The organism is Xanthomonas sp. SHU 166, assembly GCF_000364685.1.
In the GTDB taxonomy this organism is placed as follows: domain Bacteria; phylum Pseudomonadota; class Gammaproteobacteria; order Xanthomonadales; family Xanthomonadaceae; genus Xanthomonas_A; species Xanthomonas_A sontii.
Window position 1 is genome coordinate 1 of the sequence record NZ_AQOJ01000905.1, and the last position, 1,879, is coordinate 1,879.

Annotated in this window: 1 protein-coding gene and 1 pseudogene; one reads left to right on the forward strand and one right to left on the reverse strand. The window is 69.4% G+C overall.

The genetic code is table 11. The annotated features are described in order from the left end of the window. Window positions 1-139 (forward strand): annotated as a pseudogene (locus D180_RS23165) (tRNA pseudouridine(13) synthase TruD); the annotation flags it as partial. A 40-nt stretch (window positions 140-179) separates the two neighbouring features. Here D180_RS23165 and D180_RS20355 read toward each other — a convergent pair. After that, a partial coding sequence (locus D180_RS20355; RefSeq protein WP_043091454.1) for a TonB-dependent receptor occupies window positions 180-1,879 on the reverse strand: 1,700 nt, incomplete at its 5' end.

The window sequence follows — 1,879 nt, forward strand, 5'->3', positions numbered from 1 at the left end:
CCTGCAATGGCGCTGGCTGGACGGGCAGGACGACGCGCTGGAACTGCGCTTCGCATTGCCGCCGGGCAGCTACGCCACGGCACTGCTGCACGAACTCGGCCAGGTCGAAGAGGCGCCGCAGGCTTCCACCGAGACCTGAGCGCGGCCGACGCCTGCCGCGTCGGTCGCGACAATGCGCGCTAGAACCGATAGCTGCCGGTCAGCAACAGGCTGCGGCCGTCCGGCAGCGGCACGAAGGTCTCGTCGAACTCGTCGGCGTACAGTCGCCGATCGAAGACGTTGCGCATGCCCACGGTCACGCCCCAGGTCTCGGTGCGATAGGACACGTTCGCGTCCACGCTGGCCTGCCCGGGAATCTTGAAATAGCCGCCGGCCAGGCGGCGGCCGAGGGTGTGATCGCGCGCCAGGATGCCGCCGGCCACGCCCCAGCCGCTCCAGCGGCTGTCCTGGAACTGGTAGCTGCTCCACAGGGTGAAGCGGGTGCGCGGCACGCCGAGGGTCGGCGTACCGTCGCGCCGGCCGATGCGGGCCAGCGCCAGGCTGCTGCTCAGTTCCAGGCCGGGGGCGAGGGCGCCGACGAAGTCGAGATCCAGCCCGTGGTTGCTCTGGCTGTCGATCGGTCTGGCGAAGTACGACGGATGCGCCAGCACCAGGTCGAAGCTGCGGTCGACGGTGATCTGGTAGTAAGCGGCGCTGAGCCGCGCCCGGTGCTCGAACAGATCGATCTTCGCCCCCACCTCCACTTGCCGCGACAACGCGGGCGGCAACGGCCGGCCGTTCTTGCCGAGCACGGCGCTCGGCGCAAAGCCGTTCATGGTGCTGGCGTACAGCGACGCCTCCGGGGTCAGCTTGTAGACCACGCCGACGTTGGGCACCCAGCGGCGCCGGCGCAACTGGCGCAGTTTGCCCTTGGCGTCGTAGCTGGAAATTTCGTACGCCGAGCGGCGCAGCGCCAGCAGTACGTCCCAGCGTTCGCCCATGCTGATCTGGTCCTGCAGCAGGATGCCGCTCCGGCTCGACCACGGGCTGCCGGGGTAATGCAGAATCCCGCGCCGCGAATGCGGCCAGTGCACCGGACCCAGCCGCTCGTCGCCGAACACGTCGTAGCGGTTGCGGTGCATGCGGATGAAGTAATCGCTGCTGCCCAGCCGCGCGCGCGTGTAATCCAGGCCCAGGGTCACAGTCTGCCGCAGCGGTCCGTCGCCGAAGCTGCCGACCAGGTCGTTCTGGATGGTGTAGTACGCCGTCGTATTGCGGTACGCCTCGGCATAGGCGCGCACGGCGCCCTTCGGCGAAGGCGACAGCATGCCCCAGTTGCGCGCGTCGATCGCCTGGGTCACGTACTGGCCGCGGCTGCGCAGTTGCCAGCGGTCGCTGAGCCGCTGATCGAACAGGTAATAGGCGCGCTGGGTGCGGTAGGCGGTGTGGTCCTGTGCGTTGCCCAGCCGCAAGCTCCTGGGCGTCATCGCCGACACGCGGTTGCGCAGCAGCAGGGCATGGTCGGCGGCCGGCTGCCGATCGGTCACGCGCTGCACGCCGAGCACCAGGCGGTTGTCGTCTCCCTGCCAGGCGACGGACGGCGCCAGGTAGGCGGCATTGCGCGGGCCGTAGCCTTGCGCCGTGGAATCGGCATGCTGGCCGGAGACGACGAGCCGATAGCTCAGCGGCGTGGCGCCGATCGGTCCGGTCGCATCGAGCCCGGCCTGCACGTCGCCGCGCTCGCCGAGGACGTAGCTCAGTTCGCGCTTCGGTGTGCGCAGCGGTTGCTTGGTGACGACGTTGATCAGTCCGCTCATGTCGCCGCCGTTGCTGTCGCCGAGGATCGATTCCGGGCCCTTGAGCACTTCGACCCGCTCCACGCCGATCATCGGCGGGGGGG